The organism is Aestuariivivens sediminicola (genome assembly GCF_022662015.1).
GTDB classification, from domain to species: domain Bacteria; phylum Bacteroidota; class Bacteroidia; order Flavobacteriales; family Flavobacteriaceae; genus Aestuariivivens; species Aestuariivivens sediminicola.
The window spans coordinates 62406-79134 of record NZ_JAKMCM010000003.1 but is presented as its reverse complement, the minus strand read 5'-3'; the positions used below and the strand labels follow the sequence as shown (position 1 = coordinate 79134).

Here is a 16729-nt window from a genome sequence, read left to right as displayed (position 1 = left end):
TCATGGAATCTCAAATACAAAAACTGCATCAATTATTAGTGGACAAAAAAATTTCCTGTAAATCTTTGGTCCAGGAAAAATTAAATCTGCTAAAAAAGAACACTCATAATACGGTGAATAGTTTATTGGATGACCTTGCATTGGAATTAGCCGTTAAGGTCGACGCTAAAATTGCTTCCGGAGAGACGATTGGTCTTTTAGAGGGCATCCCTTTTGGTGTAAAAGATGTCTTTATGGTTCAGGGAACAAGGACTACAGCGAGTTCTAAATTGTTAAGGAATTACACATCAGCATATACTGCAACAGCTATCCAAAAGTTAATGGATGCAGGGGCTATTCCTATTGTAAAGGAGAACTGTGACAGTTTCGGACATGGGTCATCGAGCGAAAACACCGTTTTCGGAGCTGTTAAAAATGCTACCGATCCCAATTTGGTTGCCGGAGGCTCGAGTGGAGGTTCGGCAGTAAATGTTGCCAAAGATTACACCGTATTTTCCATTGGAGGGGATACAGGGGGATCTGTGCGTCAGCCTGCCGGTTACAATAAGGTTTATGGTTTAAAGCCTACTTATGGTCGCATTTCACGATATGGCCTCATGGCCTATGCATCTTCAACAGATTGTGTAGGACCTCTTGCTAAAAGTATTGAAGACATCGGCATTCTATTGAATACAATGAGCGGTCAGGATCCCAAGGATCAAACTACCTATACTTCGGAACCCATTTCGATCGATAGTATTGACAGTGCTGACCCTGTTGCTTCGGTTGGTTATTTTAAGAATTTCATTGAAAATGACGCTATTGATCCAACGATTAAATCAGAATTTCTAGAGGTTATTGAGAAACTGAAATCAGAAGGCATTGAGGTTAAGGAATTGGATTTTTTTGATTCCGAAACCCTGGTATCGACATACTATACATTGGCAATGGGTGAAACCGCCTCAAATTTATCACGATTAGATGGCACCAACTACGGCAACCGTATTGAAGCCGAATCCCTAAAAGAAACCTATGCACTTACGCGGTCAGAAAATTTTTCGGAAGAAACCAAACGCCGGATTGTTGGTGGAAACCAAGTGCTTTCGCAGGGTTTTTCAGATGAAATTTACCTAAAAGCATTGGCGATACGCGATCAGATCAAAGAAAATTTTGAAAAGGATTTCAAAGAAGTTGACATTATAATATCTCCGGTGACACCGATTAAACCACCAATTATTGGAAGCAGTTTAAAAGATCCGTTGGCAATGTACCTTTCTGATGCGTACACCGTGGGATTCAGTCTGGGACAACTTCCTACATTAACAATACCTCAGGGAACCGTTACGGGTTTGCAAATAACGGCTGCCAAAGACAGAGATGAGGTTATATTGAAGTTTTCTAACTTTTTAAAAGATGTGATATAATGGATTTGGAACAATTGAATGAACTTCTGAAAGCACACGAAATAGAGTTAGTCATCGGGCTAGAAACCCATGTGCGATTAAATACCAAGACAAAATTATTTTGTTCTTGTGCCAACGAGGAATCAGATATACCCAATACGAACATATGCCCCGTATGCACAGGGCAAATGGGAGTACTCCCTGCTGTTAACAAAGAGGCGGTAAAAAAGGCCATCTTCTTTGGTAAGGCGGTAAAATCAACCTTTGAAAATGATGTGATCTCATGGGATCGAAAACACTATGAGTATCCGGACAACCCAAAAAACATTCAAATAACCCAATTTCATAACCCTATCATCCCCGATGGACAAGTATCCTGTTTTAGAAATGATGGTTCTCAATTTACTGTCAACCTGACGCAGGTCCACATTGAAGAGGACGCCGCTAAATTAATCCATGAGAAAAAAATATCTTTGGTTGATTTTAATAAAGCCGGTGTTCCTCTCATTGAAATTGTAACCGAACCATGCATCAGACATATTGAGGATGCTTCAACCTATGCACAATATATTCAACGCATCGTTCAGAACTTAAAAATATCGGAAGCCAATTTAGAAAAAGGAGAGTTTAAAAGTGATGTTTCGGTATCTCTCAGAAAAAAACATAGTTACAACCTGAATCCACGTACCGAAATCAAGAACCTCAACTCCTTTAAGTTCATGGTCGAAGCATTAAAAGAGGAGGTCGAAAAGCAACTGAATTACTATTTAGAACATAAGACATTCCGACCGGACCAAACAACGGTTCTTTTTGATGCAGACTTGAAGCAAACGCGAACCATGCGTAAAAAGGAATACGAAGCGGACTACCGTTTCATCTCGGAACCAGACCTCCCTTTCGTTACTATTAAGGACGCTGTAAGTCGCATCAATGTAGATATAAGTGCCTTGCCTTTTGCTGTTGAATCTATATTGATAAAAGGCGGCGTTTTACCTCAGGATGCGAAATTCTTTACAGCCGATCCTGTGCGTTCCCGAACTTTTGTCACCATTAACAACGTTTTACAAGACCCGTTGTTTGTTGCCAAAACACTAACCAATAATATAAAATCAGAAGCCTATTCGAAAATCTCTAACATCTCAGATTTCATAAGTATATTCAAGCTATTTAAGGATGAACAAGTGACACCTGTTTTGGCACAGCATGCGATTTCGATGTTATTGAAAAATGCTGATTTCGACTACCTTTCCTATTTTGAAAAAAATACAATTTCAAAGGACAAAATAGATACTGCGATACGTAAAGTCATTCAGGAAAATGATGTCATAGCAAAGGAGATAAAAGCCGGGAACATTGGTAAGGCCGGTATTTTAGTTGGTAAAGTGATAGCCATAATTGGAAAAGGTGCATCAGGAAAAATGATCCGTGAAAGCATCATTGATCAATTGCGAACTGCAACTGAGGACGTACAAACCACATCGTCGTTTTCAACTAAGACCACCTCAGCTAAAAAGGAGTTTAAGGGAAGTAAGATTGAGGAAGAGAAATTACCTGAAATACCAATTGTTATTAAAAATTCATATCGCACCCACAAGGCATCACAGCTTTCCGAAAGTTCCATCGCTCAAGCGGTAACTTTAGCAGGATGGGTTTCAAGTGTTCGCGATCATGGCGAATTGATCTTTATTGATTTAAGAGATTCCAGTCATGAAACATTTCAGGTACGGTTGAGCAGGGAATCTTTTCCAAATCTTGATGAATTAGTCAGGTTAAAGCCGGAATCGGTCATTACTGTATCCGGTATTGTTGTGAAACGGAGTCCTGACGATTTCAATCCCGGACTAAGAACAGGCACTATTGAATTAGAAGCAAACCATCTGGACATTATTAATTTATCGAGAACGCTTCCTTTTGAAATAAAGAGATCTCATAAAACAAATGAATCCGTTCGATTTCAATATAAATATCTAGACCATAGAAATAAAGATGTTCGTCGAGCGATAATAAACAGACATAAAGTCATTAAATTAATTCGTGATATCTTAGATACACAGGATTTTTTAGAAGTTGAAACGCCAATTTTAACGGCCGGAACCGATGAAGGTGCCAGGGAGTTTATTGTTCCTACCCGAAAGAAAGCCGGTTCTTTTTACACGCTGCCTCAGGCACCTCAACAATTTAAACAAATATTAATGGTAAGCGGGTATGAGAAATATTTCCAGATTGCACGTTGTTTTAGAGACGAGGATTCAAGGGGGGACAGGCAGCCGGAATTCACCCAATTGGATATTGAAATGGCCTATGTAGGTATGCAAGATATTATTGATTTAAACACCAATTTGTTTAATGAAGTCGTTACCCAAATTTATGGAAAAAAGTGGATTCTTCATCCCTTTGAAGTGATCACCTACAAGGATGCTATGGATAAATATGGTTGTGACCGACCTGATTTACGTTTCGGATTACATTTACAGGACATCACACATATTGTTAAAGAAACTTCATTCCAGGTATTTAGCAAACCCATTGATGACGGGGGCATTGTAAAATGTATCAAAGTTTCGGCCGAAGAACAAGGTAAAAAGCGGCTTTCCAAAGGCCAAATAGAAACATTGACATCGATCGCGCAGGAGAATGGTTTAGGTGGATTGGCCTATATCATCGTGAATGAAAACGATTTACAATCTCCAATCATTAAATTTCTTGGCGAGGAGATTGCACAGCATATTATTGATACGACACATGCAAAAATTGGTGACATTGTATTTTTCTCGGCTGCCAATTACGAAACGGCTAATAAAGCCCTGGATGCCGTGAGACAAGCCTTGGGTAAAATGCTTAACCTCATTAACCCTAAAGAATTAAGGCCGGCATGGATAGTAGATTTCCCGATGTTTGAAAAAACTGAAGAAGGCGATTGGACCTTTACCCATAATCCCTTTTCAATGCCCAGAGTTGAGGATATTGAAAAACACATAAGTGGTAAGCCGCATGAAATAGAAGGTATCATTGCCCAACAATACGATCTGATTTTAAATGGTTATGAAATTGGAGGTGGATCGATTCGGGCCCATAAACCGGAAATTTTGGAAGCTACTTACAGAAATATGGGGTATGATAAAGAAGGGATGTTGAAAAGTGTAGGCACCATGTACAAAGCATTTCATTACGGGGCGCCACCCCATGGCGGTATTGCCTGGGGGATAGACCGTTTAATGATGATACTGGAGAAAAAAGTTTCTATCAGAGAGGTAATGGCATTTCCCAAAACAGGAACGAGCGAAGACTTATTGTTTGGTTCACCATCACCCTTACCTGATAAAAAAGTTGAGGAAATGAATGTGAGCATCATCAAGAAATAGGGTTTAAATTTTAACATTAACAAACGACTTTTACCAAAATATTAACAACTTTTACCGTTACCTTTAAAACATTAATCTTTTTAACTTTTATTATGAAAAAAACAGCACTTATTTCTTCAATTTTATTTGCATTTATTTTACTTATTTCTTCCCATGCTAATGCTCAAGACTTTGCCGGTTTAGACAAAAGCCCTATGGATGCAGCACTTTATAAGACCTCTCGTAATGCACCTGTAATTGCCAAAGTTATTTACAGCAGGCCACAACTAAAAGGACGTTCCGTAGGCAGTTTGGCACCGAATGGGAAAGTTTGGCGAACCGGTGCGAATGAAGCTGCAAACGTTATTATTTATAAAGATGTTGAAATTGGTGGAAAAGCGGTAAGCGCAGGTGAATATTCACTGTTTACAATACCCGGAGAAAAAGAATGGACCATCATTTTAAATAAGGATATAAACGTATGGGGAGCTTATTCCTATAATCCCGATAATGACGTTATTCGCGTTTCGGCTCCCGTTACAACAGGAAAAGAATTAGAGGCTTTTTCAATTGCATTCAGTAATGGGACTATGCATTTAGGATGGGGAACCCTTAGGGTGAATGTCCCTTTCAGTAACTAGATAAATCAATACTTCTAAAAAAGGTTTAAAAGAATCATCTTTTAAACCTTTTTTTATGGTATGTTTAAATACTTATGGGTTTGTAAGGACACTTTCCATTTGGGATTTTTCATAACATAATCTACAATTTCGGGAATGACCTTTTCTCTTTTGCTCCATTCAGGTTGTAAATACAAGATACAATTCGGATTCACTTTAGCTGCCTGCTCTTCTGCAAAACGAAAATCAGAGGCATTGTAAACGATTATTTTTAACTCGTTGGCCTTTTCATAAATCTCCTTGGTCGGAGGTTTTAACTTTTTGGGAGATAAGCATATCCAGTCCCACGATCCTGTTAAGGTGTAAGCCCCCGAGGTTTCTATATGTATTTGCATACCTTCAGCCTTCAGTGAATCTGTCAACGGGGTCATGTCCCAAGTTAGGGGCTCGCCTCCTGTAACAACAACGGTATCACTATATTTTTTGGCATCATTTACGATCTGCAGCGTGTCTGTAGGTGGATGTAATTCAGCATCCCAACTTTCCTTGACATCGCACCAGTGGCATCCCACATCACATCCTCCAAGACGTATAAAATACGCCGCTGTGCCTTTGTGGTAACCTTCACCCTGAATGGTGTAAAACGCTTCCATCAGAGGCAACATTTTGCCGCTATCCACTAACTGTTTGATCGCCTTTTTCATCGTTCGCAAAGATAGTCTTTTTGCTCCCATGATATTCATAGAATTTATATATCTTGTTCATTTAAATTGATTCAGATTGGTTATTTTTATAAAAACTACAGATTCATGAGTAAAAAGGAGGCTTTTTTTAAACACATCACTGAAGGCAACGTCACCAAAGGTGATTTTATTCCGATTGGTGCTGCAATGCTGGAAGGTGAAACCATTACGGGAGCTTACGTAAAGATACCTCTAAAAACAATGAATCGCCATGGTCTTATTGCGGGTGCTACGGGCACAGGTAAAACGAAATCATTACAGGTCTTAGCCGAAAACTTAAGTGATAAGGGCATACCTGTTTTATTGATGGACATGAAAGGCGATTTGAGCGGCCTATCGCAACCCAGTCCCGGTCATCCTAAAATTGATGAACGGCATAAGAAGATAGGATTACCGTTTGAATCCAAACATTTCCCTGTTGAAATTTTAACACTATCGGAGCAGGAAGGTGTGCGTCTAAGAGCCACTGTAAGTGAATTCGGCCCGATCCTCCTGTCGCGTATTTTAGATTTGTCTGAAACTCAATCTGGCGTTGTAGCCGTGTTGTTCCAATATTGTGACGACCATAAGTTACCTGTTTTGGATTTAAAAGATTTCAAAAAGATACTCCACTATGCTACTAACGAGGGCAAAGAAGAATTCACAAAAGCATACGGAAGGATTTCTACGTCATCAACGGGTGCGATTTTGCGCAAAATTATTGAGTTGGAGCAACAGGGTGCCGATTTGTTCTTTGGCGAGACGTCCTTCGAAGTTGACGACCTCTTACGAATTGATGAAAACGGCCGGGGATACATAAATATTATTCGTTTGACGGATATTCAGGATCGGCCAAAATTATTTTCAACGTTTATGCTGAGTTTGCTGGCGGAAATTTATTCTACATTTCCAGAACGTGGCGACAGCGATAGGCCTGAATTAATAATGTTTATTGATGAGGCTCATTTGATTTTTAATGAGGCCTCTAAGCCATTACTGAATCAAATCGAGAGTATTGTTAAATTAATTAGAAGTAAGGGTGTAGGGTTGTATTTTGTGACTCAGAACCCGACCGATGTTCCTGAAGCCGTTTTAGGACAGTTAGGACTTAAAGTTCAACATGCGCTCAGGGCATTCACGGGCAAGGATAGAAAGGCCATAAAATTGACGGCTCAAAACTATCCGGACTCGGAATTTTACAATACTGAAGAAGTTTTAACGTCATTAGGTATAGGTGAAGCACTGGTTTCCGCTCTTGATGAAAAAGGGCGTCCAACACCTTTGGCTGCAACGATGATGCGTGCCCCGATGAGTAGAATGGATGTTTTAACCCCTAGCGAACTAAGCAGTTTACTCTCTCAATCTAAATTGGTTACGAAATATAATGATCGCATTGATAGAGAAAGTGCCTATGAAATGTTGAACGCGAAAATAAAACGTGCAGAGGCCAGCGAAGCTATAGAAAAAGCGAAGAAGGAACGCGAGGCTATGAAGCGGGTGGCCACCAAAAGAAAAACTTCTGTCTCGGGAAGAAGGACAAGAATGAACCCGGTTGTTAAGGTGTTAACAAGTGCTACTTTTATTAGAAGTGTGTTCGGCATTCTTACAAAAGTGATCAAAAAATAATCTCTAAAACCAATTGAACAATACTGAAATTCATGAACAGACTATTCTTATGCCTATTTATAATCACAATTTACTCAATATATGGCTGTAAAAGTGAACCAAATCCATTTGAAATAGGTAAACAGCATGTTGGTTTATTAACCGACTCAACGCAAGTAAAAGATCTAAAAACTATTTTTATCAATGACTCCATATCGAATTTCGACAGTGGGAATACACTATCGAATTCCATTAATACCATTGATGTTTTCGATAAGGAAGGACAGAAATTATTAGTGCTCTCACCCAGGGCCGTTTCGGACTCGTCAGCAGTTATTGGTAGCGTTCAGATTATGGATTCCCGATATAAAACCAGCGAGAATGTTTCACTTTTAAGCACGTTTAAGGATATTAATGACGCTTATAAAATAAATAGAATCAATAATTTGATCAATTCTGTTGTGGTATCAGTTAATGAAATTAATGCCACATTCACTATAGATAAGGAAGAGCTACCTGCTAACCTGAGGTTCGATAGAAATTTGGCAATTGAGGCCATTCACATTCCGGATCAAGCTAAAATAAAGTACTTTTTCATTAACTGGAACAACAACTAAAATCATCTTAAAATGAATCCTTTTCTCGCCAAACTTTTAGTGGATATTGCTCGTAAGAGAATTGAACACAAACACCCTAATGAGCCAGCTAGAAAGCGGGAAATAGTGCCACTTGTTAGAAATCTACAAGTCGAATTAACGCACACAATCAAAAAATACATTTTCATTATCATTGGTGTTTTTTCAGCAGGTTTTGGCTTAAAAGGGTTTTTGTTACCAAATCGGTTTATAGATGGTGGAGCTACGGGAATTTCCTTGTTACTTGAAAATGTTACACATTTTAAACTCGAGATCTTACTCGTTGTGATCAACTTACCGTTTATCATTTTAGCCTCCAGAACGATAAATTTCAGATTTGCCGTTCGCAGTATCGTTGCTATTATCCTTTTATCTTTAGTGGTTCACTATATTGATTATCCTATAATTACCGAAGATAAATTACTCATAGCAGTATTTGGTGGGTTCTTTTTAGGTCTGGGAATAGGGATGTCTATGCGAGGTGGAAGCGTAATTGATGGCACCGAGGTATTAGCCATTTATTTAAGCAGGAAACTTTCCTTAACAGTAGGCGATGTATTATTATTGATAAACATTATCATTTTTTCATTTGGTGCTTATATTCTATCCATAGAAGTCGCTATGTACGCCATACTTACCTATTTAGCTGCCTCCAAAACGGTGGATTTTGTAGTTGATGGTGTCGAAGAATACGTGGGTGTGACCATTATATCTGAAAAACATGAAGCAATTAGAGTAATGATTATAGAAAAACTCCAAAGAGCATGTACCGTTTATTCTGGCAAAGGTGGTTTTAGTCAAGGAAAGACACCTTTCAACAAGAATATCATTTATACCGTTATGACACGGCTTGAAATACCAAAACTAAAAACTGAAATTGATAAAATCGACAAAAATGCTTTTTTAGTAATGGGTATAGTTAAAGACATTAAAGGCGGCACAATAAAACGTAAGCCATTAAAAGATTAAGCATGAAAGGATATACCATTCAAGAAAACCCTTTTCTCGTTCACACTGCTGATGGAAAAATTATTAAAGAACATTTTGGTTTAGTCAGTAATGGTACTTCCGAAATAAGCATAGCCCACATGATCGCTCCGGCAGGTTGGAAGGAACCATTTCAAATTCCGGAATTCGACGAATTCACCTTTATTATAAAAGGTAAAAAGCAGTTTAACATTGAAGGAGAAATCATAATCCTGAAGGCGGGCCAATCCATAAAAATTGAAAAAAATACAAGGATTCAATATTCCAACCCATTTAATGAATCTTGTGAATATCTGGCTATTTGTCTCCCCGCATTCTCTATGGATTCGGTTAACAGGGAAAAGGAATGAAATTGGTTTTAGCGAAAAGTATTGGATTCATAATTAACCTTCTGGTCTATGTCTCACCGAAGCGTGCAGCGTTTTTGGCCATTAGATTATTCTCAAAGCCACGAAAAGGCAAACATACTGAAGAAGCAACCGATTTTTTAAATACCGCTTTTCAGGAGGAGGTCTTTTTAAAGGACCGCTCTATTATGACTTACAGATGGCCGGGAAAAGGTGAAACAATTTTATTGGTTCATGGATGGGAAAGTAATGCCTTCCGATGGAAATCATTAATCGACTCATTAAAATTGAAAAACTTCAATATAGTTGCTATTGATGCACCGGCTCATGGAAAATCCACAGACAAATCATTTCACATTATTGACTATGCCGAGTATATTCATCTCGTTTCGAGAAAATTCAAAACGCAAACCATTATTTCTCATTCTTTTGGAGGTTTGGCAACCATATGCTTTCAATATAAATATCGGTTGCCTGAATTAAAAAAAATTGTGCTTCTCGGTGCTCCTTCTAATTTGAAGGATGTTATGAAACGATACACAAAGCTTATGAGTTATAATTCTAAAGTGATCAAAGCCATAAATGCTTTTTATTTGAACCAGTATGGTCATTTACCAGAATATTATAATGCGGCCAAATTCACTCAGGATTTGAATTCAAGTGGTTTGATTATTCATGATCTGACGGACCCTATAATTCCCTATCAAGATGCTCTGGATTACAAAAGACACTTCCCAAACGCTAAAGTTATTTCCACAAAAAATTTAGATCATAGCTTAAAATCCAGAGAAGTTGAAGAACATATTTTGGAATTTGTATCCAACCAGATTATTGTATTTTCGTAGCATGCCAGAGGAATTAAAACGCATCAATAAATTTTTAAGTGAGATAGGGTATTGTTCCCGCCGGGAAGCCGATAAGCTAATTGAATCCGGTCGTGTTACCGTGAATGGAATAATTCCCGAAATGGGAACTAAAGTTTATGCTTCCGATGAGATTGCAATTGATGGTATAATCATAGAAAATACCAAAAAGCGTTTTGTGTACCTTGCTTTTAACAAACCCGTAGGTATAGTTTGCACAACAGATACCCGTATTGAAAAAGATAACATTATCGATTATATTAACTATCCTAAACGAATTTTTCCTATCGGAAGATTAGACAAGCTCAGTGAGGGTTTAATTTTACTTACGGACGATGGCGATATCGTAAATAAAATTTTAAGAGCCAGTAATAATCATGAGAAAGAATATATTGTTACAGTTAACAAACCAATATCACAAACATTTATTGAACGTATGTCACAAGGGGTATACCTGAAGGAATTGGGTCAAACCACAAAACCTTGTAAAATAAAAAGAATAGATAAATTCAATTTTAAAATTATATTAACTCAAGGATTGAATAGACAGATCAGACGGATGTGTGACTATTTTAACTATGAGGTTTTAACATTGAAGCGTATTCGAATAATGAACATTAAACTGGATGTGCCTGTTGGCAAATATAGAGAACTTACTCAGGAGGAATTTTCAAATTTGAAAAGCTTACTCAGCTCATCCTCCAAAACATATAAACCCAAACAAGATAAACGCAGACACTATGGAAAAGATGAGTAATCCATTTCACCTCGCCATTCCTGTGGACAATTTAGAAGCATGCAGGGATTTTTACAAAAATAGTTTAGGTTGTGAGGAAGGCAGAAGCAGTAAGTTATGGGTTGATTTCAACTTTTATGGACACCAATTGGTTATTCATTACAAACCGAAATCCGATCAAAAAGACTTGCACACGAATCCAGTTGATGGAAAGGACGTACCAGTACCACATTTTGGTGTTGTCCTTTCTTGGGATGCCTTTCATATACTGGCGGAACGTTTAAAACATAAGAATATTGAATTCATAATAGAACCTTATATACGTTTCAAGGGTTTGGTCGGAGAACAGGCGACCATGTTTTTCTTAGATCCCTCTGGAAATGCGTTGGAATTTAAAGCATTTAAGGATATGAATCAATTATTTGCCAAATAGGCAGATCTTAAGCTTAAAAAATTATCGCAAATTAAAGTCGCCATTTTCTAGCCAACAAGGTATTCTTAAGCAACATAGCCCGAGTCATTGGGCCTACTCCACCGGGAACCGGAGTAATATATTCCGACTTAGCACTCACACTTTCAAAATGCACATCACCCGCCAAGCGATAACCTCTTTTTTTGGTACTATCTGGAATGCGGGTAATACCCACGTCAATAACAATCACACCATCTTTCACCATATCACCCCTTAGAAACTCCGGGATACCCAGAGCGGCAATAATAATGTCTGCTTGTTGTGTAATGGACTTTAAATTAACAGTTCTACTATGTGCTACTGTTACAGTTGCGTTACCCGCCTTACGTTTCTGGCTCATTAAAATACTCATTGGACGTCCTACAATATGACTTCTTCCTATCACTACGACATGCTTCCCTGAAGTCTCAATGTTATAACGTTCTAACAATTCTAAAATTCCATATGGTGTGGCAGAAATAAATGCAGGTAAATCCAAGGTCATCTTTCCCACATTAGTCGGATGAAATCCATCGACATCTTTATCGGGGTTGATGGCCATAAGCACTTCATGCTCATCGATATGCCCAGGTAAGGGCAATTGCACAATAAAGCCATCGATATCATCATTTGTATTGAGGTCATGAATAACCTTCAAAAGTTTTTCCTGTGTTGTTTCTTCTGGCAAATCGATGAGTGTTGAATCAAAGCCAACCATCGCACAATCCTTAACTTTAGAATTCACATAAGTCATACTGGCTCCATCAGTTCCAACCAGAACCGCAGCTAAATGAGGCACCTTCTCGCCTTTAGATTTTATTAATTCGACTTCCCTTGTAATCTCGGCCTTAATATCATTACTAATTTTATTGCCGTCTAAAATTGTCATAGTCTTTGTGAAATTAATAAATTAGATTTGCGTGTTATACTGCGCATCTTCGTGCTAAACCTTAACGCATATTATTCATCATCTGCATCATTTTTCTTCCCCCGCCACCTTGCATCATCTTCATCATTTTACTCATTTGATTGAACTGCTTCAGAAGCTGGTTCACTTCTTGTACAGAGGTTCCTGAGCCCTTACCAATTCTCTTTTTTCTGCTGGCATTCAAAATAGAGGGATTAGAACGTTCTTTAGGGGTCATAGAATGAATAATCGCTTCAATACCCTTAAAGGCATCATCATCTATATCGATATCCTTCATCATTTTTCCAGCTCCAGGTATCATTCCTATGAGATCTTTCATATTCCCCATTTTCTTTATCTGTTGGATTTGTTTAAGGAAATCATCAAAACCAAACTGATTCTTCGCTATTTTCTTTTGAAGTTTTCTTGCCTCTTTCTCATCAAACTGCTCCTGAGCCCTTTCCACCAGTGATACAACATCACCCATTCCCAATATACGGTCTGCCATTCGCGAGGGATGGAACACATCGATAGCCTCCATTTTCTCGCCTGTGCCAATAAACTTAATGGGCTTGTTCACCACAGATTTAATGGATATGGCTGCACCACCTCGTGTATCGCCATCCAATTTGGTAAGTATTACCCCATCAAAATTCAATACATCATTAAAAGTTTTGGCCGTATTCACAGCATCCTGACCGGTCATAGCGTCTACTACGAAAAGGGTTTCCTGTGGTTCGATGGCTTTATGGATATTAGAGATTTCGGTCATCATGATCTCATCGACCGCCAATCGTCCCGCCGTATCAATAATGACCACATTAAAACCATTACTTTTGGCATGCGCTATACCTGCTTTTGCAATGGCAACGGGATCATTGTTCTCTTTATCACTGAACACTTCTACGTTTATTTGTTCACCAACAATATGCAATTGATCTATCGCGGCTGGACGATAAACATCACATGCAACTAATAAAGGCTTTTTGGTTTTTTTGGATTTTAAATAATTGGCCAATTTACCAGAAAAAGTGGTCTTACCGGATCCCTGGAGACCGGACATCAAAATAACACTTGGAGCACCAGAGAGGTTAATTCCTTCCGCCTCACCACCCATAAGTTCGGTGAGCTCATCCTTTACTATTTTAACCATTAACTGACTTGGGTGCAAGGTGGTTAACACATTTTGCCCAAGTGCCTTTTCCTTAACCCTATTGGTAAATTCTTTAGCTATTTTAAAATTTACGTCAGCATCTAAAAGGGCTCGTCTTACCTCTTTTAAAGTCTCCGCTACATTAACTTCGGTAATACTGCCATGGCCTTTGAGAACATGTAAGGCTTTATCTAATTTATCGCTTAAATTATTAAACATATATGTGCTTTAATTTTTAAGAAGTGCAAAGTTAATGATTTGAACTTTATAATCGAAACAGGACAATGTAATCTATAAAAAAAGGCTGTCAATTTATTATTGACAGCCCAAAAAGGATGACTTAGCTAACTAACCTAATTTAAACCGATATGGGAAGTTCTCCTTTTTCACCAAAACATAATGACTTTATGTTTTAAACATTATCAAGTTTCCATTTTATGTTAATGCAAACAGATTACCAAAAAAATGGAATACTCGACTGGTAAATTAATAGTCGAGCATTCCTTGAAGTTTTATACTTTCTTTTCCAATACTAATATGCGTTCGATACTGCCATCTGAACTCCAATCTTTTAATTCTATTCTTGATTCTGTGATTTCAGCTATTTTCCATCTATGATTAAAGGCATTAAACGGGGCATTATCACCAAAGTAAAGCCCTAAATTTAAGCCTGACTTTCGGTAAGACAACCAGGAGCCTCCAAAGGTCTCATTATTGGGATCAGTAACTTTTACTCTGCCGGATTCATAGAAGTTCAATGTATACATGTAAAATTCATCATCTCTTTCCTGTTCCCCTTCCGCTATGTAATACCTGGTCACTTCCCAGTCATTAGTTATTAAAATAGCATCGATATATTTTAAATCATCATCGGCATCCGGACAATGTCTTTCTAAAATCAATTTGTTATCCGGGTTACCTAAACTTTCCAGTTTAATCAATCCCGGTTCAAGGAATGTAATTAACCATTCCAACTGTAAATTGGGTCTTCCTTCTAAGTTAATTTGCAATATAAATCCATTGTTATGTGCAAGGACATCGTAAGTGCCTTGAATAAATTCGCCATTTATTCTAATTTTAACAACATTATTTTCAAAGAATTTGAGTGGTGTGCCTATATAATCTTTTTCATTATCCATACCATCAACTTTCAATCGCGTAACACGCCATAAACATTCCTGCAGATAATTTAGAACCCGTTCCTTTGTAACATCGAAAGTAATATCGCAGTTTTTCTTCAATATAATTCTGTTACCACCTTCCTGATATAATTTGATACGTCCTGATTCCAGATCATAAACAAACCATTCCAATGTAAAATCAACCAATGATTCGAACTCCAGCTTTATTAAAGCGCCTCGATCTGAAACACGGGTCGTCCAGGTTCCTGTTAATATATCACCATTTCTTTTACGCACCTTAACCACATTTTCTTCTTTAAATATCATCACATATTCAAAGTAATTATCTGCCAGGCTCACCGCATTGCGTTCAAATTCGCGTACTACCCATGGACAGGACATTAAAAGGTTATCTAAACGTTCTTTAGTAAAATCATCATCACCATAATCGTTATCATCGTCCTCATCACAGGCGTCTTTTGCTTCTTCAATGGTTCTTTCCAATTCCATATTGTTATTAACGACGATTTCAGTTCCATCAAACAAGACCATAGTTACAGGGAAATTTAAGCTGGCAAACACTTCAGCGTTTATCACACGCTTAATAAAGCGGTGCAATTGCCTATCATTTTCAATAGAAACAACATCTATGACCTGAAAGTTCGCGTCATAAATAGAAAATGAAATTGGGTATTTAAAATCAATACATTCAATATCGTCATCTATTTCATTTTCTCCTCTGCAGTCCTCCACAAAGTCCTCAAGCTGATCAGCATTTTGAATAACGATTTCCTCGTGATCTGCTGTAATTATTGTAATTGGAAAAATAATTTCCAGATAATCATCATCGTCTTCAAATTCATCAAAAATTGCTTCAATAGTGTCAAAGTCTTCTTCTGAATCGACAATAATTTCTAGGTTGTTCACTACTACGGTGACAGGCAGTTCAATAGACAAACAACTGGCTTTATCAATTATGTTGTCAATTGAACCATCCCGTTTTGATGTAGCGCTTACCAAAGCGGTTAAATTGGATTCCGCAACAAGTGCTTCAGTTTCTGTGGGGCTTGTAATTTCGGTGACTTCATCCTGGCACGAAGTCAGCATCAGGAGGGCAAAAAAAGGAAGTAGGATTAAGAATTTCATTTTTGTTTTCATGATAATTAATTTTGGGTTCAACATAGCGTTTTGTTGATAAAACAGGATTACTCAAAAAATTCCTACCCCAAATCATGAAAAAAATTTTATTAATGCAAATCACAAATTCCAAAAAGCCTTATTTTAGAGCCACCAACTACCATGACAAATGACTAGAAAATTACATGATAATATTTGTGAAGAGCATCTTTTTGCCTCCATATTCAATAAATATTCCAAAGATTTGCATGATTTTTTATTCTACAAGTTTGGAGATCGGTTACATCCTAAAGATAAAGTTCAGGAAGCATTTGTAAAATTATGGCAGAATTGTGCCAAGGTAACTCCAGATAAGGCCAAAAGTTTTGTTTTTACCACAGCGAATAATTTAATGCTCAATGAGGTGGCACACCAAAAAGTGGTGCTTAAGCATAGACAAAGCAAGCCTAAAATGCATACCAATGAAAATCCCGAATTTTTAATGCAGGAACAAGAATACAGCAGGAAATTGCAGGATGCACTATCCAAATTAACGGAAGCTCAGCGCGTGGCATTTATGATGAATCGGGTTGAGGGCAAAAGATTTAAGGAAATTGCAAATCTTTTGGATATTTCGACAAAGGCTGTTGAAAAACGAATTTATGGCGCTTTAGAAAAATTGAGAAAGGATATAAAGGAGTTATAGTCAGACGTTTTTATTTATTAATATAAAATGGAACTAC

The 16729-nt window shown here is 37.7% G+C and carries 15 protein-coding genes; 11 read left to right on the top strand and 4 right to left on the bottom strand.

Going from position 1 to position 16729, the window contains the following annotated elements:
- Positions 1-2 precede the first annotated feature (2 nt).
- From MR041_RS07870 to MR041_RS07860, 3 genes are all read left to right on the top strand, one after another.
- Positions 3-1403, top strand: coding sequence for an amidase family protein (locus MR041_RS07870; RefSeq protein WP_242093070.1), 1401 nt, complete (start codon positions 3-5; stop codon positions 1401-1403).
- The gene (gene gatB/aspS, locus MR041_RS07865; protein ID WP_242093069.1) at positions 1403-4744 is read left to right on the top strand and encodes a bifunctional amidotransferase subunit GatB/aspartate--tRNA ligase AspS; all 3342 of its coding nucleotides are present in this window, start codon (positions 1403-1405) and stop codon (positions 4742-4744) included. The genes MR041_RS07870 and gatB/aspS overlap by 1 nt, the downstream gene beginning before the upstream one ends.
- Positions 4745-4836: 92 nt before the next feature.
- Positions 4837-5364, top strand: a complete 528-nt coding sequence (locus MR041_RS07860) for a DUF2911 domain-containing protein (protein WP_242093068.1) — start codon at positions 4837-4839, stop codon at positions 5362-5364.
- A gap of 53 nt (positions 5365-5417) precedes the next feature.
- On the opposite strand, the gene MR041_RS07855 is transcribed toward MR041_RS07860, so the two are convergent.
- A complete protein-coding gene (locus MR041_RS07855; RefSeq protein ID WP_422613570.1) occupies positions 5418-6077 on the bottom strand; it encodes a 7-carboxy-7-deazaguanine synthase QueE in 660 nt (219 codons plus the stop codon).
- Between the two features lie 75 nt (positions 6078-6152).
- On the opposite strand from MR041_RS07855, the gene MR041_RS07850 reads away from it, so the two are divergent.
- Genes MR041_RS07850 through MR041_RS07820 form a run of 7 tightly spaced genes read left to right on the top strand, consistent with a single transcriptional unit; the run spans position 6153 to position 11671 of the window.
- The gene (locus MR041_RS07850) at positions 6153-7691 is read left to right on the top strand and encodes a helicase HerA-like domain-containing protein (RefSeq protein ID WP_242093067.1); all 1539 of its coding nucleotides are present in this window, start codon (positions 6153-6155) and stop codon (positions 7689-7691) included.
- Positions 7692-7723: 32 nt separating this feature from the next.
- Complete coding sequence (locus tag MR041_RS07845; RefSeq protein WP_242093066.1) at positions 7724-8287, top strand: hypothetical protein; 564 nt, start codon at positions 7724-7726, stop codon at positions 8285-8287.
- Between the two features lie 12 nt (positions 8288-8299).
- The gene (locus MR041_RS07840; RefSeq protein ID WP_242093065.1) at positions 8300-9274 is read left to right on the top strand and encodes a YitT family protein; all 975 of its coding nucleotides are present in this window, start codon (positions 8300-8302) and stop codon (positions 9272-9274) included.
- Between the two features lie 2 nt (positions 9275-9276).
- Positions 9277-9642: a cupin domain-containing protein gene (locus MR041_RS07835; protein WP_242093064.1), complete on the top strand. Its 366-nt coding sequence runs from the start codon at positions 9277-9279 to the stop codon at positions 9640-9642.
- On the top strand, positions 9639-10484 hold the full coding sequence (locus tag MR041_RS07830; protein WP_242093063.1) for an alpha/beta fold hydrolase: 846 nt from the start codon (positions 9639-9641) through the stop codon (positions 10482-10484). Before MR041_RS07835 ends, MR041_RS07830 begins: the two co-directional genes overlap by 4 nt.
- 1 nt (position 10485) lies before the next feature.
- Positions 10486-11259 carry a pseudouridine synthase gene (locus MR041_RS07825; RefSeq protein WP_242093062.1) on the top strand — a complete coding sequence of 258 codons (774 nt, stop codon included), beginning with the start codon at positions 10486-10488 and terminating at the stop codon, positions 11257-11259.
- Positions 11243-11671 carry a VOC family protein gene (locus MR041_RS07820; RefSeq protein WP_242093061.1) on the top strand — a complete coding sequence of 143 codons (429 nt, stop codon included), beginning with the start codon at positions 11243-11245 and terminating at the stop codon, positions 11669-11671. The genes MR041_RS07825 and MR041_RS07820 overlap by 17 nt, the downstream gene beginning before the upstream one ends.
- 31 nt (positions 11672-11702) lie before the next feature.
- Here the strand turns inward: MR041_RS07820 and folD are convergent, their stop codons facing one another.
- From folD to MR041_RS07805, 3 genes are all read right to left on the bottom strand, one after another.
- The gene (gene folD, locus MR041_RS07815) at positions 11703-12578 is read right to left on the bottom strand and encodes a bifunctional methylenetetrahydrofolate dehydrogenase/methenyltetrahydrofolate cyclohydrolase FolD (protein ID WP_242093060.1); all 876 of its coding nucleotides are present in this window, start codon (positions 12576-12578) and stop codon (positions 11703-11705) included.
- 61 nt (positions 12579-12639) lie between these two features.
- Positions 12640-13968, bottom strand: coding sequence for a signal recognition particle protein (ffh, locus tag MR041_RS07810; RefSeq protein WP_242093059.1), 1329 nt, complete (start codon positions 13966-13968; stop codon positions 12640-12642).
- 293 nt (positions 13969-14261) lie between these two features.
- A complete protein-coding gene (locus MR041_RS07805) occupies positions 14262-16028 on the bottom strand; it encodes a hypothetical protein (protein ID WP_242093058.1) in 1767 nt (588 codons plus the stop codon).
- A gap of 148 nt (positions 16029-16176) precedes the next feature.
- Between MR041_RS07805 and MR041_RS07800 the strand changes: the two genes are divergently transcribed.
- The gene (locus MR041_RS07800) at positions 16177-16692 is read left to right on the top strand and encodes an RNA polymerase sigma factor (RefSeq protein ID WP_242093057.1); all 516 of its coding nucleotides are present in this window, start codon (positions 16177-16179) and stop codon (positions 16690-16692) included.
- The last annotated feature ends 37 nt before the right edge of the window (positions 16693-16729 follow it).